The following is a 26,820-nucleotide window of genomic DNA, read 5'->3' on the forward strand; positions in this document are numbered from 1 at the left end:
TCGATCCCGCGTCGGTCGCGGCCAGGCTCCGCCTCACGACCGAGGCGCTCGAGGACCTGCGATCGGTCGGACCCGTGGGTGTGGAACGCCTCGAGAAGGACCGGGTGGCCCGTCGTGCCGTGGAGAGGTGCGCATCTCACCTGGTCGACACCGCGGCGGCGATCAACGCGCACCTCGCCGGGGCGGTCCTGGGCGAGGCACCACGCGACCTCGCGGAGTCCTTCGACCTGGTCGCCGAGGCCGGGGTGGGGCATGGCCACGTACGTCAGGGACGGCGAGCAGGATTCGTAGCCACGCCTCTTGTCACATCAACCACTCGACCCACATGTGTTGACCCACCTGTCGGGGCGTCGCGGCGGTTGTCCTCATTCGCCGGAAACCCCTTGATCTTGCTGTTGGAAGAACGTATGTTCGGGTCATGTACGGGGATGGCAAGGCGATGGATCCGGTGGTCGCGGTCGCCGGTGCGTTGGAGGGTCTTGGGGCGTTGAACCGCTGGCTCGCCTCCGCCATCGACGAGGGCGGAGGGATCGATCCTGGCGTGGTGACCGTGCTGGCGGAGGGGGTGGGGTCGATCGATGCGGCGGTCGCTGCGGCACGGGTGCGGCTGATCGATCTGGCCGAGGACGGTGGGGTGGCGGGGGCGGAGGGGGCGGTGTCGACCGCGGCGTGGTTGGCGCAGACGATGCGGTTGACTGGCGGGCATGCGCGGCGGGAGGTCCGCACCGCGGTGGTGATGGCGGGCTTGGACGGGGTGCTCGACGCGCTCACCGCGGGGCAGATCTCGCGGGCGCACGCCCAGGGGCTGGTGGCCGCGGCGGAGCGCCAGCAGGCCGATCAGGAGGCTGCGGAGCGGGCGCGGCGGGCGGCGGAGGACGAGGCGCGACGCGAGCGGGAGGAGGCCGACCGTCGGGCGCAGGCGGAGGCGGCATCGCTGGCCGAACGTGCCCGGTTGGCGGCTGCGGCGGCGGCGCGGGAACGTGAGCTGGCCGAACAGGCGGCACGAGAGGCGGCGGAGCGGGAGGCGCGGGCGGCGGCGGAGCGGGCGGCACGACGGGACGAGCTCCTCGGGCGGGCCAAGGGTGGCGAGTCGCCTGATCAGGTGCGGGATGCCGCCAAAGCAGCGCGGGCGGCGGATCCCGATGCGATGGAGGCCTCGGCTGCCGCCCAGCAGTCCCGCCGGTCGCATCGGGACTGGGTCGATGACGAGTTGCAGATGGGCTGTTACGCGGGCCGGATGCCGTTGGCGGACTACGAGATGTTCAAAGCGGCCATGCAGGCCGCCCGCCATCCCGATGACCCCAAGACCCCCGAGGCGGAACGCCGCAGCTATGAGCAGGTCGAGGCCGACGCGTTCGTCGACCTTGTCGGTGCGGCGGTCAAGGCGGGCGACCTGGGGACGGTCAAGGGGGTGAAGCCACACGTCACCGTCACCGCACCGGTCGACACCCTGCTGGGTGGCGACGAGGCGGGGCGGGGCCAGTTCGGCTCGTGGCTGTCCCCAGAGACCGTCCGACGGCTCGGCTGTGACGCCGGGCTGGTCCGCGCGATCGTGGACGCCGCCGGGCAGGTGCTCGACATCGGCCGGGAAACCCGACGGTGGACCACCGCGCAGTACCGGGCCGCGGAGGTGACCTTCGGCGGCTGTGCGTTCCCCATCGCGGACCGGGCGGCGTGTGGCCGGCCGATCGGCTGGACCGATCTGCACCACATCATCTGGTGGCGTCACGGCGGCCGCACCGACCAGGCCAACGGCGTCCCGTTGTGCAAGCGGCATCACACCGCAGTGCACCACGACGGCTGGACGCTCACCTACGAGTTCGACACCGTCACCGTGGCCATCGAGCGGACCCGTCACGGCCGCCACATCAGGCGGACCGTCTGCTTCACCCCCGACCGCGACCCGACAGTCACAGCGGAACCCGCCGTCGCACGCGACCCCGCCAGGGGAGACGGCAGACGACCACCTGACCGGCCCGACCGCCAACCAGCACGACCTGCCGCACGGGCCAGACCGAGGCCGGAACCAGGACGACTACCCCTCTGACCCGCACCCCACCAACCACGGTGGGGCCACCAGGCTGTCCGGCATGCGGACCGGCTGACCCGCCCCGATCTCGATCCCGCCCCCGCTCATGCATCGGGACGGGGGCCTCGTTCAAGGAACGATCCGGGCCCGGGGCGCGTCGGACCCTTCGCAGAAGAGATGTCCGGCGCACCAATGTGCCGGCGGCACGAGCGGAACGGACGGTGCTCGTGAAGGCCAGCCCTGTCTCTCAGGCGGCCGAGCAGACCGACGAGCACGTCCCTGTGACCGAGGACACGGCCCTGCCACCGGACCGGATCGACCCGGTCATCCGGTCCGGGTGGTCAGTGGTCCAAGGCCCGCCGGCAAGCTGCGAGGTGATCGTGCAGCCTCTCGCCGAGGCCGGTGATGAAGACCAGATCCTCGCCCGCGCCCGTGTCCGGCGTGGTGGCGACGGCCTCCTCGAATGCGTCAGGAACGGCATCGACGAGGGATCGGATCCGCCTCAAGACGGCGTGCCCGTCGATGCCCACAGCGTCGGCAAGACGGCGCCAGTGCCGTCCAGCGATCTTGTGCACGTGGTAGTGGCTGTCGATCTTCAGGGCGAGCTTCAGCTCTCGGCGGTGGTAGTAGGGCAGCGCGCTGGCGATGTCGTAGGCGGGGGCGAGCCGGGCGGAGCTGCCTGCCAGGAGCACCGACAGGTTCTTGGCGTGCAGACAGGGTCGCGCCCAGCAACCAGGTGCAGATGAGGAGGTCGAACAACCGGTTGACATCGACCTCCACGTCGTTGTCCCGCAAGAGGTTGACGACCTCGTGGACGCCGGGGCCGCCTTCGTTCTGGTACTTCGACTCCGGCGGGTAGCCCAGTGCTTGGCAGAGATCCTCCTGGTGCACGCGGACGACCATCCCATCGGTGCTCGTGCGCCGGTCGTAGCGGACGGAGACGAACGCGGGGACGGATCCGAAGTGGTGGATGAAGCTGTCGGCGGCAGCGATCCCGAGCCGCCTGAGCGTCTGGACGCAGAGGTGCTCGTTGAGCGTCATGTTGTCGAACGCCACCGCCGCCGGCTTGATGATGTGGGTGGTGGGGCGGCTGCCGCTCGGCCGTGCCCAGCGGTCGTCGATGCGGGTCAGTGCGATCTTCGGTTGCGCCCCCCCGAGGGAGAAGTAGCCGGCGTCGGGCAGCGGCCGGTCTGTGCTGGAGGCGGTGGCGATCTCGGAGAGCTGTACGCCGATGGTGTCCTCGTCGAGGAAGCGGAGGTCACCGGTGTCGTCGGGCGGGTCGTCGTCTCGGGTGAACTGGACCGCGCCGGCACAGTCGAGTCCGATCGGAGTGGACAGCAGCGCGAAGGGGTGATCGGCGACCTGCATCTGACGGGCCCAACGCCGCAGAGTGCGATCGTTGTCGGGCAGCAGTCCTGCGATCCACGGGCCGACGACGGCATCGGGATGGGTTCTCCGGCGGAGTGGCATCGCCAGCGACAGCGGAGTCGCCTCGTCGCGGTACTGGTAGTCGGTGTCATAGGTGTACGTCAGCCGCCCATCGGCGCGGGTGAGGGTGCCGATGCGGCGACCGTGCAGCCAGACGGCGAGGTCTCCGGTGTTCATCACCCATCGTCCGCCGGACGGCTGACGACCGAGCGTTCGATGATGTCATCAAGGACATCTGGACCGGGCACCGGGCCGGTGTCGCCCGCGACGGTCTCGGGAGCCACGGTCAGCGTCATGTGGAGCACGTCGAGGACGGCGAGGAGGGTGCTGAGTCGCAGGTCGTGGGCCCCGGACTCGAGCCGACTTATCCACGCGCGGGTGACGCCGGCGGCCTCCGCGAGATCGGATTGGGTCAGGCCGAGCTGGGCCCGACGGTCCACGATGAGCGCGGCGACCTGTTGTGTGGCGGTTATGCGCATGGAGACCCTCGTGTGCAGGAAAGTACACAATCATCACCCGGTGTGCAGTTTACTATACAACGCAATAGAGCTGTGCACTTGACTACACGAACCGTCAGCCTCCGCTCGGCTCCTCGCCTTCCTCAGGCGGCGCAGCCTCCACGCCTGCTGAGGACCCCAACGCCCCCACAAGTCGTGGAAGGTCCTCGGTGATGGTTGCCCAGAGGATGTCGAGGTCGATGTCGAAGTAGTGGTGGATCAGACGATCACGCATCCGTGCCGCGGCTGCCCACGGCAACGGAGGGGTACTCCTCTTGAGCTGTCACCGTGACGTGCTTGGCTGCCTCTCCCACGATCTCCACCAGTTTGGTGAGCGCCAGCCGCAGGAGCTCGTCGTGCTCGAGGTCTTGTCGAGACCGACTCGCGGAGTACGTGATGGCCTTGCGGGCCGCCTCCACGAGGTGCCTGATTCGAACCTCGTCCTCAGGCGGCGGCATAGAGGTCGCGTGCCTGACGTCGGACCTCATCGCGGAACAGGACGCTGAGGTCGTGATACGTGCGCAACTCGACCTCCCGCCCAACCAAGCCCTCCAGCTCCATCTCGAGTTGGGCGAGCCTCAACAGACCTGGCTTTCGTCCCGGCTCGAACTCGATGAGCAGGTCGAGGTCGCTGTCGAGCCCCAACTCATCGCGCAATGCCGACCCGAAGACGGCAAGACGCGTGATCCCGTTGCGACGACAGAACGACGCGAACTCCTCATCCAACGTGTGCAGAGACTCCACTGCCGTCATGGGCTCAGTGTGCCTCAGGACCGCACAGCCCGAGAGGTCCCGGGCACCACGCCCGTGTCGGGGGAGTCAGGCTGTTTCGGACGATGAGGGGAACGATCCGGGCCGGGGGGGCGTCGGACCCCTCGACGATGACGTGTCCGGCACATCCTTGTGCCGGCGGCACGAGCGGATCGGAACGGTGATGGGCGAGGACCGGAAGCGACGGGTGGGACGGTGGCCGTGGGCGCTGGCCGCGACGCTCGTGATCGCGCTGGTGGCGGTCCTCGTGACGGTCGACGGGGACGACGGGGAGCCGTCCGGCGACAGCACCCAGTCCGGCAGCACCGCGCAGACCGGCGGGCCTGACGCGGCGGACGGGGACGGCGAGGTGCGGATCATGCTTCGCGAAGGCCAGGCGGCCGAGCAGGCCGACGAGGACGTCCCGGTGACCGAGGGCACGGCGCTGCCGCCGGAGCGGATCGACGCCGTCATCGACCGGTTGGACCCGTTCGCCGGCGAGGAGAGTGACCGCCAGGAGTTCGTCCGGCCCGCCGAGTCCCTGCTCCCGCCGACCGCCGGCGAGACCATCCCGACCGCCTTCCCGCCCGTCGGCACCGAACCGCCCGCCGACGCTCCCGACCAGTCCCCCACCGGTCCCCTCGAGGTCCTGCGCGTCCAGCCCGAGGGGGAGGTCGACATCGCCCCCTCCCTCAGCGTCACCTTCGACCAGCCGATGGTCCCCCTCACCACGCTGGACCAGCTCGACGCCGCCGATGTCCCGGTCACGGTCACCCCGGAGCTGGACGGGCGCTGGCGCTGGATCGGCACCCGGACCCTCCGGTTCGAGCACACCGCCCAGGCGATCGACCGGCTCCCGATGGCCACCGAGTACACCGTGACCGTCCCGGCCGGGACCACCTCGGAGACCGGGGGCACGCTCGCCGAGGACGTGACGTTCACGTTCTCCACCCCTCCCCCGACGGTCCAGGGGTTCGGTCCGGAGAGCGACAGCCTCCCCCTCACCCCGGTGTTCGTCGCGGTGTTCGACCAGCTGGTCGACCCCGACGCGGTCCTCGACCACCTCACCGTCGACGCCGACGGGGACCGCGCGATCCGCCTGGCCACCGACACCGAGGTCGACGCCGACGACACGGCCCGCGAGCTGGTCGACCAGGCCCTGGATGGCCGCTGGGTCGCGTTCCGGCCCACAGACCCCCTCCCCGCCGACACGCCCGTGACCATCACGTTCGACGAGGGCACCCCGTCGGCAGAGGGACCGCGCACCACCACCGCCGACCAAACCTTCCGGGGCCGGACGTTCCCGCCGCTGACGATCACCGGGACCGAGTGCGGGTTCGGGGGCACCTGCCGGCCGGGTGAGCCGCTGATCATCACGTTCTCCAACCCCCTCGACGCCGGCGCCTTCGACCCGGCGGGCGTGACCGCCGACCCCGCGATCCCCGGCATGACCGCCAGCGTCCGCGACGCCCAGCTCGTCGTCCAGGGCGGGACCGAGGCCGACACCACCTACGCCGTCACCGTCCCCGCCGGCTTGCGCGACGACCGGGGTCAGACCCTCGGGCAGGACGAGACCCGCGAGTTCGACGTGGGCGACCCACGCCCGTTCCTCCGCCGGTTCGACACCGATCTGGTGACCCTCGACCCGCTCGCCGAGGACCCCTCCCTCGCCCTGGTCAGCGCGGGGCACACCGAGCTGCGCGTCGTGACCCTCGACGTCGGCTCGGAGGACTGGGACGCCTACCTGCGCCTGGACCGACACGGGGACCGGATCGCCGTCCCCGACTTCCCGGTCACCTCCGACGAGGTCATCGACACCGGCGCGGACGACGGCACGACGGTCGAGACGATCGTCGACCTGGCCGAAGCCGTCGGCGACGACGGGCAGGCGCTGGTCTACGTCGAGCCGACCCGGGAGTTCCCGCCCAACTCCGAGGAGTTCTGGGAGAACCGCCCCCTCCTCATCTGGGTCCAGGACACGCACATCGGCATCGACGCGCTCGCCGACGGCCAGCGGCTGCTGGTGTGGACCACCGACCTGCGCGACGGCAGCCCGATCGCCGACGCGTCGGTGACCTACGGCGATCAGAGCGCCACCACCGACGGCGAGGGGTTGGCGTCCTTCGACCTCGACACCTCCGGCGCCGCGGCGATCACGGCCACGGCGGAGGGGCAGACCGCCCTGCTGAGCGCCGGCTACGTCGAGCGGTGGACCGCCCAGCCGCGGCGCGACGTCACGCGCTGGTACACCCTCGACGACCGCGGTCTCTACCGGCCGGGCGAGACTGTGCAGCTCAAGGGGTGGGTCCGGCGCCTCCAGCTCTCGCAGGACGCCGACCTGGCCCTGCCGGGTGAGGGGACGACGATCGACTACCAGGTCTACGACGGCCAGTACGCCGAGATCGCCACCGGTGAGGTCACCCTCGACGCGTTCGGGGCGTTCGACCTGTCCGTGGACCTGCCGGAGGGCGCGAACCTCGGCCAGGGGGCGGTGTCCTTCCAGCTGACCGGCGTCGACGGTCTGGAGGAGGGCTACTGGGAGCACCCCCTCCGCATCGAGGAGTTCCGCCGGCCGGAGTTCGAGGTCACCACCTCCGCGGTCAGCACCGAGCCGCACGTCGTCACCTCCCCCGTGACCGTCGCGGCGGAGGCGACCTACTTCGCCGGCGGCGGCCTGGCCGGCGCCCCGGTGACGTGGACGGTGAGCCACGCCCAGACGGCCTACTCCCCTCCTGGGTGGGAGGGGTTCAGCTTCGGCGTGTTCGTCCCCTGGTGGTACGCGGGAGGGTTCGAGGACGGGTTCGGCGGCGGGTTCGAGACCGAGATCGGGCCGTGCTGCGGGCCGGAGGTCGAGGAGACCGTCGAGCGCTTCGACGGCGTGACCGACGCCCAGGGCCGCCACCACCTCGAGATCGACATCCAGGGCGACGCGCCGGACCTCCCCCTGTCGGTCTCTGCCAACGCCGCGGTGACCGACGTCAACCGGCAGTCCTTCGCCTCCACCACCGACCTGCTGGTCCACGCCGGCGAGCGCTACCTCGGCCTGCGCAGCGACCGGGCGTTCGTCCGCCAGGGCGACCCGCTGCGGATCGACGCGGTCCTGACCGACATCGACGGCCAGGCCGTCGCCGGCGAGCCGGTCACGCTCACCGCCGAGCGCCTGGTGGAGGAGTACGTCGACGGCGAGTACACCGAGACCGCCGTCGACCCCCAGACGTGTGAAGTCACCAGCGCCGACGAGCCGGAGCGCTGCGAGTTCGACACCACCGCGGGAGGGCGATACCGCATCTCGGGCACCGTCACCGACCCCGACGGCGGCATGAACCGCACCGAGTACGAGGTGTGGGTCGCCGGCAGCGAGGAGATCCCCACACGCCGGGTGACCCAGGAGCAGCTGACCCTCATCCCCGCCGAGCAGGAGTACCTGGCCGGCGACCTCGCCGAGATCCTGGTCCCCGCCCCGTTCAGCCCCGCCACCGGGTTGGTGACGATCACCCGCAACGGCATCGAATCGACACAGGTGATCGAGGTCACCGAGGGCTCCGCGGTCGTGGAGATCCCCCTCACCGACGACATGATCCCCAACATCGAGGTCCGCGTCGACCTGGTCGGCGCGGCCCCGCGGGTGCTCGACGACGGGTCACCGGCGGAGGACCTGCCCGACCGGCCGGCGTTCGCGAGCGGGACGGTGTCGATCGCGGTCCCGCCGACCTCGCGGACCCTCACGGTGGACGCGGTCCCGCGCGACGAGGCCGTCGAGCCGGGCGCCTCCACCGCGGTCGACGTGACCGTGACCGACGCGGACGGCACCCCGGTGGAGGGGGCGGACGTCGCCGTCGTCGTGGTGGACGAGGCGCTCCTCTCCCTCATCGGTCGCGAGCTCCAGGACCCCGTTGACGCCTTCTACTCCCCCCACGGGACCTACCTGGACGCCGAGCTGCTCCGCCGAACCCTGGTGCTGTCGCGGTCGGATGCGCTCGGCACGGCGGCGGGCGGCGGGGAGGACGAGGCGCGGGGCACCGCCGACGACGCGGCCGACGACTCCGGGGGTGCGGCGGAGGAGGAGGCCGCCTCCGAGGCGCTGGCCGACGGTGACGCGCTGGAGGCCGAGGTCGCCCAGGCCGCGCCGGCCCCGACCGGCGGGGACGGGGCCGCGCCGCCGATCGAGGTCCGCAGCGACTTCGACGCCCTCGCGGTGTTCGCCCCGTCGCTGACCACCGACGCGTCCGGGCGGACCAGCGTCGACGTCGACGTGCCCGACAGCCTCACCCGCTACCGGGTCATCGCGGTCGCCGCCCACGGCGCGGACCGGTTCGGCAAGGGCGAGTCGACCCTCACCGCCCGCCTGCCCCTGCAGGTCCGCCCGTCGGCTCCCCGGTTCGCCAACTTCGGCGACGCCTTCGAGCTGCCCGTCGTCCTGCACAACCAGACCGATGCGAACGTGGACGCCGACGTGGTGCTCGAGACGGCCAACCTCACCGCGGGGGAGGGTGGGGGTGACGGTGAGGGTCCGGTCGGGCGCGCCGTCACCGTGCCCGCCGGCGACCGGGTCGAGATCCGCTTCCCGGTGACGACCGTCGACGCCGGCACGGCCCGGTACCGCGTGACCGCCGTGGCCGCTGAGGGCGCGGCGGGGGGCGCCTCCGACTCCTCGGCCGGATCGTTCCCCGTCTACACGCCCACCACGTCGGAGTCCTTCGCCACCTACGGCGTGGTCGACGCCGGCGCGGTCGCCCAGCCGGTGCAGACCCCCGAGGGCGTGATCCCGCAGTTCGGCGGCCTGGAGGTCACCACCTCCTCCACCGCCCTGCAGTCGCTGACCGACGCGGTGCTGTACCTGGAGGAGTACCCCTACGCCTCCTCCGACGCGCTGGCCTCGCGGTTGCTCGCGATCGCGGCGCTGCGGGACGTGCTGGCGGCGTTCGAGGCCCAGCAGCTCCCGCCGCCGGAGGAGATCGAGGCGACCGCCGCCGCGGACGTCGAGGGGCTAGTGGGGTTGCAGAACGACGACGGTGGCTGGCCGGTGTGGGACCGGTCACGGCCGACCGAGCCGTACCACTCCATCCAGGCCACCCACGCGCTGGTGGCCGCGCGGGAGGCGGGGTACGCGGTGCCGCAGGGCACGATCGACTCGGCCCTCGGGCGGCTGCGGACCATCGAGGACGTCATCGATCCCGAGTGGGGTGAGGCGACCCGCCAGACCCTGCGGGCCTACGCCGTCCACGTCCGGGCCCTGGCCGGTGACCGGGATCCGGCCCGGGCGGCGGAGATCCACGCGGCGTTGGAGGGGCTGGAGGCGGGGTCGTCGGACGAGGGCGCCTCAGCGGGGTTGCCGCTCGACGCCCTCGCCTGGCTGTGGCCGGTCGTGGACGACCCTGCGATCGCCGCCGACATCGCCCAGACCTTCGCGAACCAGGTCACCGAGACCCCGTCGGCGGCGACGTTCACCACCGGCTACGGCGAGGACGCCCACCTGGTGCTGGCCTCGGACCGGCGGACCGACGGGATCATCCTTGACGCCTACCTGGCCGTGCAGCCCGGCAGCGACCTGGTCCCGAAGATCGTGAACGGCCTGATCGCCAACCAGCGCCAGGGCCGGTGGGAGAACGTGCAGGAGAACGCGTTCATCCTGCTGGCGCTGAAGCGGTACTTCGACACGTTCGAGGCGACGACCCCGGACTTCGTCGCCCGCGTGTGGCTCGGGGACCTGTACGCGGCCGAGCACGGCTACGCGGGCCGGTCGGTGGACTCCACCCTCACCGTGGTGCCGACCGCGGAGCTGCTGACCCGCGACGACCCGCAGCTGGTGGTGGCCAAGGACGGGGAGGGGCGGCTGTACTACCGCCTCGGCCTGCGGACCGCGCCGGACGACCTGCAGCTGGAGCCGCGGGACGAGGGGTTCGTCGTCGAGCGGACCTACGAGGCGGTCGGCGACCCTGGTGACGTCGTGCGCGACGCGGACGGCGTGTGGCGCGTCGCGCCGGGTGCCGAGGTCCGGGTCACGGTGACGATGGTGGCCGACAGCCGCAGGGTGAACATGGCGCTGGTCGACCCCCTCCCCGCGGGGTTCGAGGCGGTCAACCCGGCCTTGGCGGCCTCGCCTGCCCTGCCGCCGGACCCGCCGTCGGAGGACGAGGGCGACGGCGGGTGCTGTGTGCCGTTCGGGATCAGCTGGTACCCGACCTGGTACGACCACCAGAACCTCCGCGACGACCGGGTCGAGGCGTTCAGCGGGTTCCTCCCCGCGGGGACGTACGAGTACAGCTACATCGCACGGGCGACGACGCCCGGGACGTTCGTGGTCCCCCCGGCGGTGGCCGAGGAGATCTACACCCCCGAGGTCTTCGGCCGCACGGCGACGGACACGGTGGTGGTCGGCGGGTAGGTGCGATCGAGGACGGCGCGAGACGCGGCCCGTCTTGAAAATCAGGCGCGAGCTGCCTGAATTACATACTCTTCGCACATGGATATCGTGCCGCGCCTTGCGACCGCACGGTCATCGACGAGGTGCAGCGAGCGCCAGACCTGATCCTGGCGATCAAGGCCGCGGTGGATCGCGATCGTCGTCCCGGACGGTTCCTCCTGACCGGATCCGCGGACGTGCTGTCGACCAGCGGGTCGCGAGAGAGCATGGCCGGCCGCACCGAGGTCATCGACCTCTGGCCCCTCAGCCAAGCGGAGATCGAGCACCGCGACGGCATGGATCTGGTTCGGCTCTTCGACACCGACATCGACTTCAGCGGACTCCCGCCGGTGACCCCCCAGGACGCGTGGGACCGTGTTCGGCGCGGTGGGTACCCAGAGGCGGTCGCCCGGGCTGGAGATCGGAGGGCTGCCTGGTGGGACGGCTACATCCAGGAGGTCGTGCGCTTCGAGATCGCCGAGCTCAGCGCAATCGAGGGGCTCCTCGAGATCCCCAGGCTCCTGCGGTTGATCGCCCACGCCAACGCCGGCCTGTTGAACTACGCCCACCTGGCACGCGACCTCGGCGTGTCCCCCCGCACGAGCACCCGGTACCTGACGCTCCTCGCCGACACCTACCTGGTCGATCTGGTGCCCGCCTGGACGCGCAGCGCCCGCAAGCGCCTGGTCAAGTCACCCAAGGCCTTGATCGCGGATTCGGGTCTGGCCTGGCACCTCAGCGGTCTCGGTCCAGAGCCGCCTGGCCTGGACTCCGGCCGACACCTCGAGGCCTTCGTCCTGGCGGAGCTGCGGCGGTTGTCTGACCTCACGGTCGCTGGTCCGACCCTGCACCACTTCCGGACCTCGGGGCAGCGGGAGGTGGATGCGGTGCTCGAGCACCGCGACGGCCGGGTGGTCGGCATCGAGGTCAAGGCGGCCAGAACGGTCCGGGCTGGCGACTTCGCCGGCCTGCGCACCCTCGCCGAGGTGGCCGGCGATCACTTCACGGCCGGGCTGGTGCTGCACCCGGGCGAATCCGCAGTGGCACACGGAGGGGGGCTCTGGTCGGTTCCCCTGTCGCTGCTGTGGACGGGGATCTGACCCGCCGGGCCGTGCAGCCTCGGTCCCGCCCATGGGTGAACGAGGCCCTGGTGGACCGGGCATGCCGGGATCAGCGGTTGGACGCTGGCGCTGGTGCTGGATGCCGGGGCGCTCGTCGCCCTCGAACGCGTCGACCCCGCGATGTGGGCTCGCTACGAGCTCCAAGGTCGGGACGGGGTGCCGCCGGTCACCCAGCTGACGACCGCCACTACATGCGCTTGACCATATATATGTGACAGCGTATGGTCCATGCGAAGGAGGCGCGAGTCGATGACCACAGAGACCCTGGACGTGCTGGGAGTGATCGCCGAGCCGACGCGCCGGCGGATCCTCGACGCGGTCCGGGAGCGTGAGCGCTCGGTCGGTGAGCTCGTCGAGCTCGTCGACTTCCACCAGCCGGGCGTGTCACGCCACCTGAAGGTCTTGCGGGACGCCGGGCTGGTCGAGGTGCGGCGTGACGCCCAACGGCGGCTCTACCGACTGCGACCCGAGCCGCTCCGGGAGCTCGACGAGTGGCTCGAGCCCTACCGCGCCCACCTGGCCGACCGGCTCGACGCGCTGGGCCGGCACCTCGACCGGATCGCAGCCTCCCCCTCCCCCGCTGTCACCCCTCCCCCTGCTCAGACCGAAGGGACCGCCAGATGAGCCAGTCCGACGTCAGCGCGCACGACGGCGTGCTGGAGCGCACCCCGACCGGCGGGTTCATCCGCTTCGAGCGCCGCTACCCCCACCCGATCGAGGAGGTGTGGGACGCGATCACGAACCCGGCCCGGCTGGCCGACTGGTGGGTCCCGTTCGAGGCGGACATCACCCTCGACCTGCGGCCCGGCGGGAAGATGGTGATGGCCGGGCGGGGAGACGACGCGCCGACGATGGTCTGGGAGGTCCTGGCCGTCGACCCTCCCCGGCTGCTCGAGCACACCCACGCCGATGAGGGGTCGCGGATGCGCTGGGAGCTCGAGCCGGCAGGTGAGGGGTGCGTCCTGCGGGTGAGTCACCACGTCCCCGACCCCGCGGTGGCGATCGAGCGGAACTACCTCGTGGGGCTCCACACGTCGCTCTCGGCGCTCGGCCCGACCCTCGACGGCCGTCGGGCGTCCTGGGACCGCGAGGAGTTCGAGCGCCTCCGGGTGCGCTACGCCGCGCGCGGTCTGGGCCTCGCCGATCCCGCTGGAGGTCGCTGATGCGGACCGTCTTCGCGTTCCTGCTGACCTCGCTCGACGGGAACCACGCCGGACCCGGCGGGGAGTTCGGCTGGGCTGACATCGACGACGACTTCCACGCGTTCTCGCTCCGCCAGCTGAACGACATCGACGTGGTGGTCTTCGGCCGGACGACCTACGAGCACATGGCGGCCTGGTGGCCGACCGCAGAGGCGCGGGCCTCGGATCCCGACACCGCGGCGCGGATGAACGCGGTGCGGAAGGTCGTGTACTCCCGGTCGCTCGACGAGGCGACCTGGGAGGGGACCGAGCTGGTCGCCGACGACGCGGCGACGCACCTGACGGGGCTGAAGCGCGAGGGCGGGAGCGGGGACATCGCGATCTTCGGCAGCTCCACCCTGACCGCGAGCCTGCTCGACGCGGGTGTCGTGGACGAGCTCCGCATCCTGGTCGACCCGATCGTGCTGGGAGAGGGCCAGCGGCTGTTCGCCGGGGTGGCGCACCGGTTCCGGCTGGCGGTCAGCCGGACGACGACGTTCCGGAACGGCAACGTCCTGCTCTGCGGGGCGCCGGAGCGGGTTGCGGAGCGGGTGGCGGTCGGAGCGGCTTCGTAGAGTCGAGCGCGATGGTCACGATCGCACAGGCTCGAGCGACGCTCCTGGACGCCGCGGACGATGGCCGCCTGGACGAGCTGTGCGATCGGATCGGCCTCTCGGTGGTGGTGCTGTTCGGGAGCGCGGCCCGGGCGGAGTGGGCGAGCCACCCGCGTGACCTGGACATCGCCGTGCTGCCGCGTGACCCGCGGTCCTTCGACCGGATCGCCTGCCACACCGCCTTCGTCGACCTGGTGCACATCGATGCGGTGGACCTGCTCGACCTCTCGACCGCCGGAGTGGTGGCCCAGGCACGAGCCCTGGGCGACGGCCTTCCGCTGTACGAGGACGACGCCGGCCTGTACGCGCGACAGCAGATGCGTGCGGTGGGCATGGCGATGGAGATCGGCTGGCTGGTCGAGCTCGACCTCGAGCTGATGGCCGAGCGATGACTCCCCGCCGGCTCGATCCCGCGTCGGTCGCGGCCAGGCTCCGCCTCATGACGGCGCGGGCATGCGGGACAGCGAGCAGGGGTTCGTAGCCAGGCCCCCCTTGTCACATCAGCCACTCGACCCACTTGGGCTGACCCTCTTGGCGGCCGTCGCCGCGGTTGTCCACATCCGCCAGAAATCCCTTGATCTGGCGGTTGGAAGAACGTACGTTCGGATCATGTACGGGGATGGCAAGGCGATGGATCCGGTGGTCGCGGTCGCCGGTGCGCTGGAGGGCCTTGGGGCGTTGAACCGCTGGCTGGCCACCGCTGGCGCCGATGGTGGTGGGGTCGATGCGGGGGTGTTGACCGTGCTGGCGGAGGGGGTGGGGTCGATCGATGCGGCGGTCGCTGCCGCACGGGTGCGGCTGATCGACCGGGCCGAGGACGTCGGGGTGGCGGCAGCGGAGGGGGCGGTGTCGACCGCAGCCTGGCTGGCACAGACGATGCGGTTGACCAGCGGGCATGCGCGGCGGGAGGTCCGCACCGCGGTCGTCATGGCGGGCTTGGACGGGGTGCTCGACGCGCTCACCGCAGGGCAGATCTCGCGGGCGCACGCCCAGGGGCTGGTGGCCGCGGCGGAACGCCACCAGGCCGATCAGGAGGCCGCAGAACGCGCCCGACGGGCAGCGGAGGACGAGGCGCGACGCGAACGGGAGGAAGCCGACCGTCGGGCCCAGGCCGAGGCGGCATCGCTGGCCGAGAAGGCCCGTCTGGCGGCTGCGGCGGCGGCGCGGGAACGTGCGCTGGCCGAACGGGCGGCACGGGAGGCGGCGGAGCGGGAGGCGCGGGCGGCAGCTGAGCGGGCGGCACGACGTGACGAGCTGTTGGGCCGCGCGACCGCGGGAGAGTCGCCAGATCAGGTGCGGGACGCCGCCAAGGCGGCGCGGGCGGCGGATCCGGACGCGATGGAGGCCTCCGCAGCCGCACAGGTCCAACGCCGGTCACATCGCGACTGGATCGATGACGAGTTGCAGATGGGCTGCTACGCCGGCCGGATGCCGTTGGCGGACTACGAGATGTTCAAAGCCGCCATGCAGGCCGCCCGCCACCCCGATCACCCCGACACCCCCGAGGCGGAACGCCGCAGCCACGAACAGGTCGAGGCCGACGCCTTCGCCGACCTGATCGCCGCTGCGGTGAAGGCGGGCGATCTGGGGACGGTCAAGGGCGTCAAGCCACACGTCACCGTCACCGCACCCGTCGACACCCTGCTGGGTGGCGATCAGGCGGGGCGGGGCCAGTTCGGATCGTGGCTGTCCGCTGAGACCGTCCGCCGGCTCGGCTGTGACGCCGGGCTGGTCCGCGCGATCGTGGACGCCGCCGGGCAGGTGCTCGACATCGGCCGGGAAACCCGCCGGTGGACCACCGCCCAGTACCGGGCCGCGGAGGTCACCTTCGGCGGCTGTGCGTTCCCCATCGCGGACGGGGCGGCGTGTGGACGGCCGATCGGCTGGACCGACCTGCACCACATCATCTGGTGGCGTCACGGCGGCCGCACCGACCAGGCCAACGGCGTCCCCCTGTGCAGACGCCACCACACCGCGATCCACCACGACGGCTGGACGCTCACCTACGACTTCGACACCGTCACCGTCACCATCGAACGCACCCGGCACGGCCGCCACATCCGACGGACCGTCTGCTTCACCCCCCAACAGACACCGTCCACGGACCCCATGACCGCGGTGCCGCCGGACCGGACCGGGCGGGACGGCCGGCGACCACCCGACCGACCCGACCGGTCCGACCGCCAGACGGCACGACCCGCCGCCCGGGCCAGACCCCACCCCGAACCCACCCGACTACCCCTCTGACCCGCACCCCACCAACCACGGTGGGGCCACCGGGCTGCCCGGAGTCAGGGCGAGGGTGACGGGGACCGCAGGATCTTCTCCATGGCCTTCCCGCGCGCGAGCTCGTCGACGAGCTTGTCCAGGTACCGGATCTCGCGCATGGTCGGCTCCTCGATCTCCTCGACCCGGACACCGCAGATCACGCCGGTGATCAGCTCGCGCGACGGGTTCATCGCCGGCGCCTCGGCGAAGAAGGTCTCGAAGTCCGTCCCACGCTCGAGCTCGGCGTCCAGCTCGGTCTGGCTGTACCCGGTCAGCCAGCGCAGGATCTCATCGACCTCCGCCTTTGTCCGGCCCTTCCGCTCGGCCTTGGCCACGTAGTGGGGGTAGACGCTCGCGACGGCGGTCGTGAAGATCCGGTGCCCGCTCACGGCAGCTCCGCGAGATCGACGTCGATGCCCAGAGCCGGCGACGTCGCCGAGGTGGCGGTCGCCACCCGGCCGTACCCCTCGGAGCCCGGCTCGGTGTGGACGTGGATGACCCGGTCCTGCAGGTCCACGACCCAGTACGTCGGGACGCCGGCCGCGGCGTAGATCCTGGCCTTGCGACCCAGGTCGAGGGCACGGCTGGACTCGGCGACCTCGATGACGAGCTCCGCAGCAGCTGGATGACCAAGACCATGGTCGCGCCGCACGATCGCGAAGTCGGGTTCGGGTTCCGAGACGTCCGATGCGGCGAACGGGACCTGTGGTCGGACCTCATACGGTCCACCCGCGCAGGCGAGCACCAAGATCTCGGTCAGGCGCGTGATAACGGCGGCGTGGCGACTCCCCTGCGGGCTCATCTCGACCAGCATCCCGTCGAGCAGCTCCACCCGGTCCTCGGGTCCCAACGCGCCGTGATCGACCAGCAGGTCGTACTCGACCCGCTTGAGCGGTCGGACCCGGACGTCGGTCATGTGCTCAACCTACCCCGATCACCCATCACCGACTTGCACAGGATCAGTGCGGCACGTATCCGGTGCTACCTTGGCCGCATGGCGAACCTGACGCTCAAGGTCGGCGATGACGTGCTCCGACGAGCCCGGATCAGTGCGCTCGAACGTGGCACCTCGCTGAACGCACTCGTCCGGCGCTACCTCGAGGAGCTGGCCGGTCCGTCCGACGCGGACCCCGTCCAGGCGTTCGTCGCCGAGGCCGAACGCTCGCCGGGCGGCAGTGGTCCGGGTGGGCGCTCATGGACTCGAGCGGACCTCCACGATCGCCATCAGTCGGCCTGATGAGACCGTTCATCGACACCAACGTCTGGGTCTACGCCGTCGACGCCGATGAGCCCGAGAAGCGCGGCCAGGCGCTCGACCTGCTGCGCGACGTCGGTCGGGACGCGGTCATCAGCGCACAGGTCATGTCGGAGTTCCACGTCACGGTGACCCGCAAGCTCGCTCGACCGCTCCACGCAGATGTCGCGAAGGGCCAGGTGCAGCGGCTCGCACAGCTCACCGTGGTACCGACCGACCACCGCCTGGTCCTCGATGCCATCGATCTCGCGGATCGTCATCAGATGTCCCTGTGGGACGCCATGATCCTCCGAGCCGCCGTGACCGGTGGGTGCGACGTCGTCTACACCGAGGACCTGGCCGACGGTGCCGAGCTCGACGGCATCACGATCACCAACCCGTTCCGAGACGGCTGACCGTCGATCAGCCCTTCACCGGCGGGGGGAGCACGCGCAGGCCGAGCTCGGTCAGCTGGGCCTCGTCGACCGGGGCGGGGGCCTCGGTCATCGGGTCCGAGCCGGACTGGGTCTTCGGGAACGGGATCACGTCGCGCAGCGACGACGCGCCGGTCAGCAGCATCACGATCCGGTCGATCCCGAAGGCGATGCCGCCGTGCGGCGGGGCGCCGTAGCTCAACCCGCGGAGCAGGAAGCCGAAGCGCTCCTCCGCCTCCTCCGCGTCGATGCCGAGCAGCTCGAACACCGTCGACTGCACCGACCGGTCGTGGATCCTGATCGACCCGCCGCCCAGCTCGAGGCCGTTGAGGGCCAGGTCGTAGGCGTTCGACTTCGCCGACCCCGGGTCGTCGGCGAACGTCGCGGGGTCCGCCGGCGCGGTGAAGGGGTGGTGGGTGGAGTCCCACCGCTTGCGCTCGTCGTCCCAGGCGAACAGCGGCCAGTCCGTCACCCAGACGAACCGCCACTCCCCCTCCGGGATCATCCCGTTGTCGCGCGCAAGTGCGACGCGCACCGCCCCCATCAGCTCCTGGGTGAACACCGTCTCTCCGGCGCCGAAGAAGATCGCGTCGCCCTCGGTCGCCCCGCAGGCGGCGATGATCCCAGCGATCTCGTCCTCGGACATGAACTTCGACAGCGGTGAGCGGAGGCCGCCGCCCTCCTCCACCACTCCCCACGCCAGGCCCTTGGCACCGCGGCGCTTGGCGAAGTCGACCCAACCGTCGAACTCCTTGCGGGTCAGCGACCCGCCGCCGGGCAGGCACACCGCCACGACGGACCCGCCGGACGACAGCGCGCCGGAGAAGACCCCCACCTCCGTGCCGGACAGCACCTCCCCGAGGTCGACGAGCTCCATCCCGAAGCGCATGTCCGGCTTGTCCGAGCCGAAGCGGCGCATCGCCTCGTCGAAGTCGAGCCGCGGGAACGGGGTCTCGAGCTGCACGCCGAGGACCTGCTCCCAGATCGCGACCATCATCTCCTCGCACAGCGCGAAGAGGTCCTCCTCAGAGATGAAGGACGCCTCGACGTCCAGCTGGGTGAACTCCGGCTGGCGGTCGGCGCGCAGGTCCTCGTCCCGGAAGCAGCGGGCGATCTGGTAGTACCGCTCGAACCCGGCGACCATCAGCAGCTGCTTGAAGATCTGCGGCGACTGGGGCAGCGCGTAGAACGACCGCGGCTGCAGACGGGAGGGCACCAGGAAGTCCCGCGCCCCCTCCGGCGTCGAGCGGGTCAGGATCGGCGTCTCGATGTCGAGGAACCCGTTGGCCTCCATGACCTGGCGGATGATGGCGGTCGTCTGCGCCCTGACCCGGACCCGCCGGTTGAGGGAGGGGCGGCGCAGGTCGACGTAGCGGTGGTGCAGCCTGACGTCCTCCGCCGTCACAGCCACATCGCGACCCTTCGGGTCGACATCGTCGGTGATCGGGAACGGGACGGTCTCGGCCACGCTCAGGACCTCGACGGACGACGCGGCCACCTCGACCTCGCCGGTGTCGATGGCCGGGTTCTCCTGCCCCTCTGGGCGCACCCGCACCGACCCGCGGACCCGCACCACGTACTCCGGGCGGACGTCGTGGGCGGCCTGCAGCGCCTCACCCGCGGAGGGGTCCGCGACGACCTGGACGATCCCGGTGCGGTCCCGCAGGTCGAGGAACACCACGCCGCCGTGGTCACGTCGGCGATCCACCCACCCCGCGAGGACGACCTCGTCGCCGTCGTGTGAGGTGCGGAGGGTGCCGGTGCCGTGTGTTCGCATGCTGCCGTAGGGGTTCATCGCCCTGAACGGTAGCCGACCGTCGACGATCCTTGATCGTGCGGTCGGCCCGCAGCATAGTTCGCGCAGACCCCCACCTTCCCCCCTGAGGTCGTCAATTGTCCGATGCAGTCCGAGTGGACACGACGCATGGGCTGCCCCCGGCCGTCCTCGACCTGAGCGACCCGGCCGGGCGCTCGATCCACACCCTGTTCGGGCAGTCCGTCGTCGGGATGGTCCACCTGCGGACCGACGGGACGATCGTCCTGGCGAACCAGGCGTTCGCCGACATGCTGCGGACCACCGCGGACGAGCTGGCCGGCACGTCGCTGGTCGCGCTGGCCGCGGAGGAGGACGTCCAGCGCGAGCGCACCACGATGCTGCGCATGATCGACGGGGTCCTGCCCCACCACGCGGCGGAGTTCGTCCTCGAGCGACGCGACGGCGGCACGGTGGCCCTGCAATTCGGCATCTCCGCCCTGCTCGACGTCGACGGGACGTGCACGTCGCTGGTCTGCCAGGTCATGGACGTCTCGCGCCTGCGCCGCGCCGAGGACTTCATGTCCCGCCGCGCGCTGTTCGACCCCCTCACCCAGCTGATCAACCGCACCCTGCTGATCGACCTGCTCGGCGACCAGCTGCGGGTCCGCCAGAACCCCTTCGCGGTCATCGCGATCAACCTCGACCGGTTCAAGGCGGTCAACGACTCCCTCGGCCAGTCGACCGGCGACGGGGTCCTCGTGGAGATCGCCGGCCGCCTCCGCCAGGCCCTGCAGCCCGGCGACGCGGCCGCCCGGATCGCCGGGGACGACTTCGTGCTGCTGTGCGGCAACATCACCAGCCGCGCGCAGGTCGACGCGCTCACCCAGCGGGTCCTCGACGGGATCGCCGAGCCGATCGACGTCGACGGGCTGCGGATCCAGCTGACCGCCTCCGCCGGCATCTCCCTGGTCGCGCCGGGCACGGGCCAGAGCGGCGATGAGGTCCTGACCCAGGCGACCCAGGCGCTCAAGCACGCGAAGGAGCGCGGTCGGGCCCGGTGGAAGGTCTACGACCAGGAGATGCGGACCGCGTCGACGGACCGGCTGCGGATCGAGACGTCGCTGCGGACCGCGCTCGACGAGGGGCTGATGCGGGTCGCCTACCAGCCGCTGCGGGACCTGCGGACCGGGGAGATCACCGGCGCCGAGGCGCTGCTGCGCTGGCACGACCCGTTCCTCGGGCCGATCGACCCGCCGGACTTCCTGCCCGTTGCCGAGGAGACCGGGATGATCGTCCCGCTCGGCCAGTTCGCCATGTCCCAGGCGGTCCGCGCCGTGGCCACCTGGCGGGACCTCACCGGCCTGCCGCTGTGCGTGTCGGTGAACCTGTCACCCCACGAGCTGAACCGGCACGGCATCACCGAGCGGGTCAGCGACGCGCTCGACGTCGCCCGGCTCCCCTCCACGGCCCTGCGCTTCGAGATCACCGAGGGCGTCCTGGTCCACGCCGACCAGCAGGTGCGGCGCAACATCACCGACCTGCACGCCCTCGGCATCGCGATCGGCATCGACGACTTCGGGACCGGGTACGCGTCGATGTCGTACCTGAAGACCCTCCCGCTCGACTTCGTCAAGATCGACCGGTCGTTCGTCGCCGGCATCGACTCCTCGCGGGAGGACCAGGCGATCGTCCGTGCCACCCTCGAGCTGGCGCACGCGCTGAACCTGACCACGATCGCGGAGGGGATCGAGTCGGACCGCCAGCTGGACCTGCTCACCGAGCTGGGCTGCGACTGGGGGCAGGGCTACCTGATCGGCGAGCCCAGCACCTCGACGGCGATGCTCGAGCGCGTCAGCGGCTGACCGGCTGACCTCGCGCGGCGTCAGCCGAGCGGCGGCGGCGGGTAGCCCCCGGAGCCCTGGTTCGGGTCGCCCTGACCCTGGGGCGGCTGGCCCCACTGCGGCTGGGACGGCTGCTGGGGCGGCTGGCCCCACTGGGGCTGGGACGGCTGGGACGGCTGCCCCCACTGCTGGCCCGGCGGCGGCGCGTAGCCGCCCTGCGGCGCGTACCCCTGCTGGCCGTAGCCGACCTGGCCGTAGCCACCCTGCCCGTAGCCGCCGTACCCCTGGGGGCCGGACCAGCCGGGCCGCCCCTCGGGACCGGCCGGGCCGACGTAGCGGGAGTCGCCGAAGGCGAGGATCGGGATGAAGATGATCGACAGGAACGCGATGCCGATCCCGAACGCGGGGTCCTTCCCGAAGGACTTCGCGAGGTCCATCGCCAGGATCACGCCGATGACGATGTTCACGATCGGGATGAGGAACAACAGCGCCCACCAGCCCGGCCGCCCCGAGATCTCGGCGAACGTCCAGTAGTTGTAGATCGGGATCAGGACCTTCCAGCCCGGCTCCCCCGCCTTGGTCAGCAGCTTCCAGCCCGCGGCGATGAACAGCACGAAGATCGCCAGGTAGAACAGCAGGAAGACGATCGCGATGCCCGCCCCTGCCGCTGCGCCCAGCTCGTCCTGTGCCAACAGAATCCCGTCCATCCTCGACCCTTCTCCCGTGTGGTGCGCCAGCAGGGTAACCCCTAGGGCACGCCGAGGTCGCGGATGATCTCCGCGACGAACGGGTTGGTCCGCCGCTCGGTGCCCACGGTGGTCTCGGGCCCGTGGCCGCTGACGATGCGGGTGGCGTCGGCGAGGGGCAGGACGACCCGGTGGATGGAGCGGGCCTGCTCCTCCCACGAGCCCCGCGGGAAGTCGGTCCGGCCGACCGAGCCGGCGAAGATCAGGTCGCCGGAGATCAGCACCGGGTCGCCGTCGACGTCGTCGGTGAGGAACACCGACGAGCCCGGCGTGTGCCCTGGCGTGTGCCGGGTGAGCACCCGCATGCCGGCGAGGGTCATGACCTGGTCGTCGCCGAAGGTCGCCAGGTGGTCCGTCGGCGGGTCCCAGTCGAGGTCGAACTGGGCGCGGAGCATCTCCGGCGGCGCCCCGAACGCCGCGGCCGGCGAGTCCCACAGCCACCGGTCGTCGTGGTGCATCCGCACCTCGACGTCGAGCTCGCGGACCAGCTCCGGCACCGCCCACAGGTGGTCGAGGTGGCCGTGGGTCAGCAGGATCGCCTCACAGGTCACGCCCCGGTCGGCGAGGACCTGCTGGACCGGCCCGTCCCCTCCCTGGCCGGGGTCGATCACGAACGCCGCACCACGCTCGAGATCCCCGACCACGTAGCAGTTGGCCTGCCACATGCCGAGGGTGAGGACGTCGATGAAGGTGGAGTCGACCACTAGGCCCTCGTCGCGCTCCGCTTCGCGCCGTTCGACGACCGGGGGATCACGCGGTAGGCGTCGTAGACCGCCTCGACCTTCTTGACCTGCCGGAGCACGTGGTCGAGGTGGGTGATGTCGGCCAGCTCGAAGGTGAAGCGCAGCAGCGCGACCCGGTCCTTCTTGGTGGTGACGTTCGCCGACACGATGGAGACGAACTCGTCGCCCAGCACCGTGGTGATGTCCCGCAAGAGGTGCTTGCGGTCGAACGCCTCCACGTCGATCGTCACCCGGAACGTCGCCGGGGTCTGGGTGTTCCACCGCACGTCGACCAGGCGGTCCGGTTCGCTGCGCAGGTCATCGGCGTTCGGGCAGTCGGTCCGGTGGACGCTGATGCCCCTGCCCCGGGTGACGAAGCCCATGATGTCGTCGCGGGGCACCGGGGAGCAGCAGCGGGCGAGGGTGACGAGGACGTCGTCGACGCCCTCGACGAACACCGCCTCGGAGGACCGGCGCGGCTCGAAGTCGTCGACCGGCGGGGCGGTGTACCCCTCGTCGGCGTCGGCGTTCGGGTCGACGTGCCCCTCGGCCTCGGCGAGCTTCTCCCCCACCTGCTGGGCGATCGCCTTGGCGGTGATGTGCCCGTCGCCGATCGCCCGGTACAGCGCCTCCAGGTCGGCGTAGTTGTGGGACTGGGCGATCTCGAGCAGCGTCGGCGACGCGATCTGGGACTTCCAGCCGCGGCCCGACTTGGCGAGCACCTTGCGGAGCTGCTCGCGGCCCTTCTCGATCGCGTCCTCGCGCCGCTCGCGGCTGAACCACGCCCGGATCTTCGACCGCGCCCGCGACGAGCCGACGAACTCGAGCCAGTCCCGGCTGGGCCCGGCGTCCTTCGACTTGCTCAGCAGGATCTCGACGGTCTCGCCGTTGCGGAGCTCGTACTCGAGGGGCACCAGCCGGTCGTTGACCCGCGCGCCGATCGTGCGGTGCCCGACGTCGGTGTGGATCGCGTACGCCAGGTCGACCGGCGTCGAGCCCCGCGGCAGCTGCTTGATGTCCCCCGCCGGGGTGAAGACGAACACCTCGTCGGCGTAGAGGTCCAGCTGGACGTTCCGCATGAACTCGCCGGGTGAGTCCCGCGTCGAGGACTCCATGTCGAGCATCTGGTCGAGCCACTGCGCGTCCCCGCCGGACGCCGGCGCCCCCCGCGCGGTCTCCTTGTACCGCCAGTGGGCGGCCACGCCGTACTCGGCGGTGCGGTGCATGGCCTGGGTGCGGATCTGCACCTCCATCGTCTTGCCGCCGGGTCCCACCACCGTCGTGTGCAGCGACTGGTAGAGGTTGAACTTCGGCATCGCGATGTAGTCCTTGAACCGTCCCGGCACCGGGCGCCACACCGCGTGCAGCGTCCCGAGCGCCGCGTAGCAGTCCTTCACCGAGTCGACGATGACCCGGATGCCGACCAGGTCGTAGATCTCGCCGAACTCCTTGCCCCGCACCACCATCTTCTCGTAGATGGACCAGTAGTGCTTCTGGCGGCCCGTCACCGTCGCCCGGATCTTCACCGCCCGCAGGCGCTCGGTGACGTCGGCGATCGCCTCCTCGATGTAGCGGTCGCGACCGGGCTGCCGCTCGGCCACCATCGCCTTGATCTCCTCGTACCGCTTGGGGTGCATGCACTGGAAGGAGCGGTCCTCCAGCTCCCACTTGAACTGCTGCATGCCCAACCGGTGGGCGAGGGGGGCGTAGATCGACAGGGTCTCCGACGCCTTCTGCTCCTGCTTGTGGCGCGGCATGTGGTGGATCGTCCGCATGTTGTGCAGGCGGTCCGCGAGCTTGATGAGCAGGACCCGGTAGTCCTCGGCCATCGCGAGCAGCATCTTCCGGAGGGACTCGGCCTGCTGCTCCTCCTTGGTCTGCACCGCGACGCGCTCGAGCTTGGTGACGCCGTCCACGAGGTTCGCGGTCGCGTCGCCGAACTCCCGCCGGATGTCCTCGAGGCCCCACTCGGTGTCCTCGACCACGTCGTGGAGCAGCGCTGCGCAGATCGTCGCGGTGTCCGCGCCCAGCTCGGCGAGGATCTCCGCCACGCCGATCGGGTGGATGATGTAGGGCTCGCCACTGCGCCGCTTCTGGCCGCGGTGGGCGGCGTCGGCCACCTCGTGGGCGCGCAGGATCAGCTTCAGGTCGACCCGCGCGCCGTTGCGCTTCAGCGCCTGGACGACGGGCTGGATCTGGTCGGGGATCTGGGTGCCGAGGTCGAACGGCAACCGCGCGAGGACCGCGCGAACACCGGACTGGCGGCGGGCGTGCCGGGCGCCCGGCGGGGCCACCTGCTCGGTGCCCTGGGGCGGGGTGTGCTCGACCGGTGCCGGGGTCGGTTCGGGCGTCGCCTCCGGGGGCGGTGGCGGGCTCGGCTCCCCCGTCGGGGAGGGGTCTGCGGGCGCGCGGGGGTCCGGCTCAGCCGTCCGCTCGACGACTGGGGAGGCGGGACGATCCTGTGCGCTCGTGATGTCCTCCGTTTTCCCAAGAGGTGGTGACGACAAGCGTAGTCGGACTGTCGATGGGCGACGAACCGCAGATGACCGACCGGCCGGTCAGTAGCGCAGCACGGTCGTGAGGGGCACGCCGTCCAGCACCTCCCGCCCGCCGAGGAACCCCAGCTCGATCAGCACGGCGAGGCCGACGACGTGCCCGCCGGCGCGGCGCACCAGGTTGGCCGCGGCACGTGCCGTGCCACCGGTCGCCAGGACGTCGTCGACGACCAGCACCCGGTCGCCGTCGTCGAAGGCGTCGACGTGCACCGCGATCGTCGCGGTGCCGTACTCGAGGTCGTAGGTCTCCTCCACCGTGTCACTCGGCAGCTTCCCGGCCTTCCGGAGCGGCACGAACCCGGCGCCCAGCACCCGGGCGATCGGGGCGGCGAAGATGAACCCGCGGGCCTCGATCCCGACGACCGCGTCGATCTCGGCGGTCGCGTAGGGGCGGGCCAGGGCCTCGACCGCCGCGGCGAACAGCTCGGCGTCGGCCAGCAGCGGGGTGATGTCCTTGAAGGTGATGCCGGGCGAGGGGAAGTCCGCCACGTCCCGGACGGCGGCGTTCAGGCGATCGATGGCCTCATCAGACGACATGGCCCCACGCTAGAGCAACGGTCGTCGATCAGGCGCAGTCGCGGCGGGCCCGGCGGCGCTGGCGCTTGTCGGCGTACATCGCCCGATCCGCGGCCAGGACGGCGTGCGGGAGCGTGCCGTTGGCCCAGCGGCCGGCGGTGCCGACGCTGGCGGCGATGCCGGCGTCGGCGAGGTCGCGGCGCAACCGCTGCGCGGCGTCGAGCGCATCGGACTCGCTGGTCTGGACGAGCAGCGCCGCGAACTCGTCCCCGCCGAGCCGGGCGACGTGGTCGTTGCGGCGGTGCCAGATCCGCAGGACGTCCGCGGCGCGGCGGAGCAGCTCGTCCCCGGCGTGGTGGCCCTCCGCGTCGTTGAGGGACTTGAGCTCGTCGAGGTCGATGATGGCCACGGCCGCCGGCAGGCTGTAGCGGCTAGCGCGCTCCTCCTCGTCCGCGAGCACCTGGTCCCAGCCGGCCCGGTTCAGCAGGCCCGTCAGCGGATCGTGCCGGGCGGCCAGGCGGGCCCGGGCGGCCTCGCGGAGCGCGGCCTCGCGGACGAGCTCCGAGGACAGCAGGGCGGCGAGGACCCGAGCGGTGCGAGCCACCTCCGCGCGGAGGTGGTCGCGCGGGGACGCGACGTCGTTGGCCGGAGGCTCGGGCGCGGTGCCGACGAGCGGGGCGAGCGGCGTGGCCTCGGCGGGGCGCGGCGCGGGCGGGCCGACGCCG

Annotated in this window: 25 protein-coding genes and 1 pseudogene; 12 read left to right on the forward strand and 14 right to left on the reverse strand. The window is 71.5% G+C overall.

Features of this window, described 5'->3' with window-relative positions; all coding sequences use genetic code 11:
• The first annotated feature begins 418 nt into the window (after positions 1–418).
• A complete protein-coding gene (locus tag ACEQ2X_RS07115) occupies positions 419–2,047 on the forward strand; it encodes a DUF222 domain-containing protein (RefSeq protein WP_370325099.1) in 1,629 nt (542 codons plus the stop codon).
• Positions 2,048–2,370: 323 nt separating this feature from the next.
• Here the strand turns inward: ACEQ2X_RS07115 and ACEQ2X_RS07120 are convergent, their stop codons facing one another.
• The 6 genes and pseudogenes from ACEQ2X_RS07120 to ACEQ2X_RS07145 all read right to left on the reverse strand — a co-directional run bounded on the left by ACEQ2X_RS07120 (position 2,371) and on the right by ACEQ2X_RS07145 (position 4,707).
• Positions 2,371–2,799, reverse strand: coding sequence for a HipA domain-containing protein (locus tag ACEQ2X_RS07120; protein WP_370325122.1), 429 nt, complete (start codon positions 2,797–2,799; stop codon positions 2,371–2,373).
• Positions 2,759–3,634 (reverse strand): annotated as a pseudogene (locus tag ACEQ2X_RS07125) (HipA domain-containing protein); the annotation flags it as partial. The gene ACEQ2X_RS07120 and the pseudogene ACEQ2X_RS07125, both read right to left, overlap by 41 nt.
• Positions 3,634–3,936, reverse strand: a complete 303-nt coding sequence (locus tag ACEQ2X_RS07130; RefSeq protein WP_370325100.1) for a helix-turn-helix transcriptional regulator — start codon at positions 3,934–3,936, stop codon at positions 3,634–3,636. The gene ACEQ2X_RS07130 and the pseudogene ACEQ2X_RS07125, both read right to left, overlap by 1 nt.
• 94 nt (positions 3,937–4,030) lie before the next feature.
• Complete coding sequence (locus tag ACEQ2X_RS07135) at positions 4,031–4,189, reverse strand: DUF86 domain-containing protein (protein WP_370325101.1); 159 nt, start codon at positions 4,187–4,189, stop codon at positions 4,031–4,033.
• Entirely contained in the window at positions 4,182–4,442 is a 261-nt protein-coding gene (locus ACEQ2X_RS07140; protein WP_370325126.1) for a DUF86 domain-containing protein, read from the reverse strand. The genes ACEQ2X_RS07135 and ACEQ2X_RS07140 overlap by 8 nt, the downstream gene beginning before the upstream one ends.
• Positions 4,399–4,707: a nucleotidyltransferase family protein gene (locus tag ACEQ2X_RS07145; RefSeq protein WP_370325102.1), complete on the reverse strand. Its 309-nt coding sequence runs from the start codon at positions 4,705–4,707 to the stop codon at positions 4,399–4,401. The genes ACEQ2X_RS07140 and ACEQ2X_RS07145 overlap by 44 nt, the downstream gene beginning before the upstream one ends.
• Before the next feature lie 181 nt (positions 4,708–4,888).
• Here ACEQ2X_RS07145 and ACEQ2X_RS07150 point away from each other — a divergent pair, with 181 nt between their 5' ends.
• The 8 genes from ACEQ2X_RS07150 to ACEQ2X_RS07185 all read left to right on the forward strand — a co-directional run bounded on the left by ACEQ2X_RS07150 (position 4,889) and on the right by ACEQ2X_RS07185 (position 16,270).
• The gene (locus ACEQ2X_RS07150; RefSeq protein WP_370325103.1) at positions 4,889–11,089 is read left to right on the forward strand and encodes an alpha-2-macroglobulin family protein; all 6,201 of its coding nucleotides are present in this window, start codon (positions 4,889–4,891) and stop codon (positions 11,087–11,089) included.
• A gap of 113 nt (positions 11,090–11,202) precedes the next feature.
• Entirely contained in the window at positions 11,203–12,207 is a 1,005-nt protein-coding gene (locus ACEQ2X_RS07155; protein ID WP_370325123.1) for an ATP-binding protein, read from the forward strand.
• A 93-nt stretch (positions 12,208–12,300) separates the two neighbouring features.
• A complete protein-coding gene (locus ACEQ2X_RS07160) occupies positions 12,301–12,429 on the forward strand; it encodes a hypothetical protein (protein WP_370325104.1) in 129 nt (42 codons plus the stop codon).
• Between the two features lie 48 nt (positions 12,430–12,477).
• On the forward strand, positions 12,478–12,852 hold the full coding sequence (locus ACEQ2X_RS07165) for an ArsR/SmtB family transcription factor (RefSeq protein ID WP_370325105.1): 375 nt from the start codon (positions 12,478–12,480) through the stop codon (positions 12,850–12,852).
• Positions 12,849–13,391 (forward strand): SRPBCC family protein, encoded by a 543-nt coding sequence (locus ACEQ2X_RS07170; RefSeq protein ID WP_370325106.1) that lies wholly within the window; start codon positions 12,849–12,851, stop codon positions 13,389–13,391. The genes ACEQ2X_RS07165 and ACEQ2X_RS07170 overlap by 4 nt, the downstream gene beginning before the upstream one ends.
• A complete protein-coding gene (locus tag ACEQ2X_RS07175; RefSeq protein WP_370325107.1) occupies positions 13,391–13,984 on the forward strand; it encodes a dihydrofolate reductase family protein in 594 nt (197 codons plus the stop codon). The genes ACEQ2X_RS07170 and ACEQ2X_RS07175 overlap by 1 nt, the downstream gene beginning before the upstream one ends.
• Before the next feature lie 11 nt (positions 13,985–13,995).
• On the forward strand, positions 13,996–14,415 hold the full coding sequence (locus ACEQ2X_RS07180) for a nucleotidyltransferase domain-containing protein (RefSeq protein WP_370325108.1): 420 nt from the start codon (positions 13,996–13,998) through the stop codon (positions 14,413–14,415).
• Positions 14,416–14,632: 217 nt separating this feature from the next.
• On the forward strand, positions 14,633–16,270 hold the full coding sequence (locus ACEQ2X_RS07185; RefSeq protein ID WP_370325109.1) for a DUF222 domain-containing protein: 1,638 nt from the start codon (positions 14,633–14,635) through the stop codon (positions 16,268–16,270).
• Between the two features lie 44 nt (positions 16,271–16,314).
• Here ACEQ2X_RS07185 and ACEQ2X_RS07190 read toward each other — a convergent pair whose 3' ends face one another.
• Positions 16,315–16,680, reverse strand: coding sequence for a DUF2200 domain-containing protein (locus ACEQ2X_RS07190; RefSeq protein WP_370325110.1), 366 nt, complete (start codon positions 16,678–16,680; stop codon positions 16,315–16,317).
• The gene (locus ACEQ2X_RS07195; RefSeq protein WP_370325111.1) at positions 16,677–17,207 is read right to left on the reverse strand and encodes a Uma2 family endonuclease; all 531 of its coding nucleotides are present in this window, start codon (positions 17,205–17,207) and stop codon (positions 16,677–16,679) included. The genes ACEQ2X_RS07190 and ACEQ2X_RS07195 overlap by 4 nt, the downstream gene beginning before the upstream one ends.
• Positions 17,208–17,285: 78 nt before the next feature.
• On the opposite strand from ACEQ2X_RS07195, the gene ACEQ2X_RS07200 reads away from it, so the two are divergent.
• On the forward strand, positions 17,286–17,528 hold the full coding sequence (locus ACEQ2X_RS07200) for a hypothetical protein (RefSeq protein ID WP_370325112.1): 243 nt from the start codon (positions 17,286–17,288) through the stop codon (positions 17,526–17,528).
• Entirely contained in the window at positions 17,528–17,941 is a 414-nt protein-coding gene (locus ACEQ2X_RS07205; RefSeq protein ID WP_370325114.1) for a PIN domain-containing protein, read from the forward strand. Before ACEQ2X_RS07200 ends, ACEQ2X_RS07205 begins: the two co-directional genes overlap by 1 nt.
• Before the next feature lie 7 nt (positions 17,942–17,948).
• On the opposite strand, the gene aspS is transcribed toward ACEQ2X_RS07205, so the two are convergent.
• Positions 17,949–19,736, reverse strand: coding sequence for an aspartate--tRNA ligase (aspS, locus tag ACEQ2X_RS07210; protein WP_370325124.1), 1,788 nt, complete (start codon positions 19,734–19,736; stop codon positions 17,949–17,951).
• 134 nt (positions 19,737–19,870) lie between these two features.
• Between aspS and ACEQ2X_RS07215 the strand changes: the two genes are divergently transcribed.
• Entirely contained in the window at positions 19,871–21,577 is a 1,707-nt protein-coding gene (locus ACEQ2X_RS07215; protein WP_370325115.1) for a putative bifunctional diguanylate cyclase/phosphodiesterase, read from the forward strand.
• A gap of 20 nt (positions 21,578–21,597) precedes the next feature.
• Here the strand turns inward: ACEQ2X_RS07215 and ACEQ2X_RS07220 are convergent, their stop codons facing one another.
• From ACEQ2X_RS07220 to ACEQ2X_RS07240, 5 genes are all read right to left on the reverse strand, one after another.
• A complete protein-coding gene (locus ACEQ2X_RS07220; RefSeq protein ID WP_370325116.1) occupies positions 21,598–22,248 on the reverse strand; it encodes a DUF5684 domain-containing protein in 651 nt (216 codons plus the stop codon).
• A gap of 56 nt (positions 22,249–22,304) precedes the next feature.
• The gene (locus tag ACEQ2X_RS07225) at positions 22,305–23,006 is read right to left on the reverse strand and encodes an MBL fold metallo-hydrolase (protein WP_370325117.1); all 702 of its coding nucleotides are present in this window, start codon (positions 23,004–23,006) and stop codon (positions 22,305–22,307) included.
• A complete protein-coding gene (locus ACEQ2X_RS07230) occupies positions 23,006–25,531 on the reverse strand; it encodes a bifunctional (p)ppGpp synthetase/guanosine-3',5'-bis(diphosphate) 3'-pyrophosphohydrolase (protein WP_370325118.1) in 2,526 nt (841 codons plus the stop codon). Before ACEQ2X_RS07230 ends, ACEQ2X_RS07225 begins: the two co-directional genes overlap by 1 nt.
• 51 nt (positions 25,532–25,582) lie before the next feature.
• Complete coding sequence (locus ACEQ2X_RS07235; protein WP_370325119.1) at positions 25,583–26,116, reverse strand: adenine phosphoribosyltransferase; 534 nt, start codon at positions 26,114–26,116, stop codon at positions 25,583–25,585.
• A gap of 28 nt (positions 26,117–26,144) precedes the next feature.
• Positions 26,145–26,820: GGDEF domain-containing protein (locus ACEQ2X_RS07240; protein ID WP_370325120.1), on the reverse strand; the 676-nt coding region annotated here is incomplete at its 5' end.

The sequence above is a fragment of the Euzebya sp. genome, from assembly GCF_964222135.1.
GTDB lineage: Bacteria > Actinomycetota > Nitriliruptoria > Euzebyales > Euzebyaceae > Euzebya.

What these genes read in the sequence shown, in the direction of transcription:
- ACEQ2X_RS07135 (WP_370325101.1), bottom strand. Translation starts at nt 4,189, where the DNA reads ATGCGTGATCGTCTGATCCACCACTACTTCGACATCGACCTCGACATC.
- ACEQ2X_RS07235 (WP_370325119.1), bottom strand. Translation starts at nt 26,116, where the DNA reads ATGTCGTCTGATGAGGCCATCGATCGCCTGAACGCCGCCGTCCGGGAC.
- ACEQ2X_RS07175 (WP_370325107.1), top strand. Translation starts at nt 13,391, where the DNA reads ATGCGGACCGTCTTCGCGTTCCTGCTGACCTCGCTCGACGGGAACCAC.
- ACEQ2X_RS07130 (WP_370325100.1), bottom strand. Translation starts at nt 3,936, where the DNA reads ATGCGCATAACCGCCACACAACAGGTCGCCGCGCTCATCGTGGACCGT.
- ACEQ2X_RS07185 (WP_370325109.1), top strand. Translation starts at nt 14,633, where the DNA reads ATGTACGGGGATGGCAAGGCGATGGATCCGGTGGTCGCGGTCGCCGGT.
- ACEQ2X_RS07205 (WP_370325114.1), top strand. Translation starts at nt 17,528, where the DNA reads ATGAGACCGTTCATCGACACCAACGTCTGGGTCTACGCCGTCGACGCC.
- ACEQ2X_RS07140 (WP_370325126.1), bottom strand. Translation starts at nt 4,442, where the DNA reads ATGAGGTCCGACGTCAGGCACGCGACCTCTATGCCGCCGCCTGAGGAC.
- ACEQ2X_RS07195 (WP_370325111.1), bottom strand. Translation starts at nt 17,207, where the DNA reads ATGACCGACGTCCGGGTCCGACCGCTCAAGCGGGTCGAGTACGACCTG.
- ACEQ2X_RS07200 (WP_370325112.1), top strand. Translation starts at nt 17,286, where the DNA reads ATGGCGAACCTGACGCTCAAGGTCGGCGATGACGTGCTCCGACGAGCC.
- ACEQ2X_RS07120 (WP_370325122.1), bottom strand. Translation starts at nt 2,799, where the DNA reads ATGTCAACCGGTTGTTCGACCTCCTCATCTGCACCTGGTTGCTGGGCG.
- aspS (WP_370325124.1), bottom strand. Translation starts at nt 19,736, where the DNA reads ATGCGAACACACGGCACCGGCACCCTCCGCACCTCACACGACGGCGAC.
- ACEQ2X_RS07170 (WP_370325106.1), top strand. Translation starts at nt 12,849, where the DNA reads ATGAGCCAGTCCGACGTCAGCGCGCACGACGGCGTGCTGGAGCGCACC.
- ACEQ2X_RS07165 (WP_370325105.1), top strand. Translation starts at nt 12,478, where the DNA reads ATGACCACAGAGACCCTGGACGTGCTGGGAGTGATCGCCGAGCCGACG.
- ACEQ2X_RS07180 (WP_370325108.1), top strand. Translation starts at nt 13,996, where the DNA reads ATGGTCACGATCGCACAGGCTCGAGCGACGCTCCTGGACGCCGCGGAC.
- ACEQ2X_RS07115 (WP_370325099.1), top strand. Translation starts at nt 419, where the DNA reads ATGTACGGGGATGGCAAGGCGATGGATCCGGTGGTCGCGGTCGCCGGT.
- ACEQ2X_RS07145 (WP_370325102.1), bottom strand. Translation starts at nt 4,707, where the DNA reads ATGACGGCAGTGGAGTCTCTGCACACGTTGGATGAGGAGTTCGCGTCG.
- ACEQ2X_RS07150 (WP_370325103.1), top strand. Translation starts at nt 4,889, where the DNA reads ATGGGCGAGGACCGGAAGCGACGGGTGGGACGGTGGCCGTGGGCGCTG.